Genomic DNA, 1,224 nt, shown 5'->3' on the forward strand with positions numbered 1-1,224 from the left:
GTCCCGGGTGGCTGCGGGGGCCCCGGCACCCGCCGGGGCCCCCGCAGCCACCCGGGACCGCCCGGGACACCCGAACAGCCCCCCAGAACCCCACGGAGGACACGTGACCACCACCGTCAGCGCCTACGCCGCCCCCTCGGCCACCGAGCCGCTCGCGCCCACCACCGTCGAGCGCCGCGACGTCGGCCCGAAGGACGTGCGCATCGAGATCAAGTTCGCCGGCATCTGCCACTCCGACATCCACACCGCCCGCGGCGAGTGGGGCCCGGTGGCCTGGCCCATCGTCGTCGGCCACGAGATCGCCGGCGTCGTCGCCGAGGTCGGCTCGGAGGTCACCAAGCACGCCGTCGGCGACCGCGTCGGCGTCGGCTGCATGGTGAACTCCTGCCGCGAGTGCGAGGCCTGCCGCGACGGCGAGGAGCAGTACTGCACCGGCAACGGCGAGATCCAGGGCATGGTCGGCACCTACGGCGGCACCGACCCCGCCGACGGCCGGCCCACCGCCGGCGGCTACTCCCAGCAGGTCGTCGTGGACGAGGACTTCGTCCTGCGCATCCCCGACGGCCTCGGGCTGGACGTCGCGGCCCCGCTGCTGTGCGCGGGCATCACCACCTACTCCCCGCTGAACCACTGGAACGCCGGTCCGGGCACCAAGGTGGCCGTCATCGGCCTCGGCGGCCTGGGCCACATGGCCGTGCAGATCGCCGCCGCCAAGGGCTGCGAGGTCACCGTGCTGTCGCAGTCGCTGAAGAAGCAGGAGGACGGCCTGCGCCTGGGCGCGCACGCCTACCACGCCACCTCCGACCCCGACACGTTCCAGGAGCTGCGCGGCTCCTTCGACCTCATCATCAACACGGTCTCCGCGAACCTCGACCTCGACGCCTACATGGGCCTGCTGCGCCGCAACGGCACGCTCGTCGAGGTGGGCGCCCCGGAGAACCCGATGTCGGTGCGCGCGTTCTCGCTGATCCCCGCCCGCCGCAGCCTCACCGGCTCCAACATCGGCGGCATCGCCGAGACCCAGGAGATGCTGGACTTCTGCGCCGAGCACGGCATCGCCGCGCAGGTCGAGGTCATCAGCGCCGATCAGGTCAACGAGGCGTGGGAGCGCGTCGTGGCCTCCGACGTGCGCTACCGGTTCGTCATCGACACCTCCACGCTGCCGGCGGTCTGAGCACCGCATCCGGCACGAACCCCCCGCAGGGGCGGGCACCGCAACGGCGG

1 protein-coding gene is annotated in these 1,224 nt (G+C 73.0%); it reads left to right on the forward strand.

What is annotated here, in order from left to right:
- The first annotated feature begins 103 nt into the window (after positions 1-103).
- Positions 104-1,174: an NAD(P)-dependent alcohol dehydrogenase gene (locus tag GTR00_RS21215; RefSeq protein WP_166613487.1), complete on the forward strand. Its 1,071-nt coding sequence runs from the start codon at positions 104-106 to the stop codon at positions 1,172-1,174.
- Positions 1,175-1,224: the final 50 nt, after the last annotated feature.

The organism is Kineococcus indalonis (genome assembly GCF_009906395.1).
In the GTDB taxonomy this organism is placed as follows: domain Bacteria; phylum Actinomycetota; class Actinomycetes; order Actinomycetales; family Kineococcaceae; genus Kineococcus; species Kineococcus indalonis.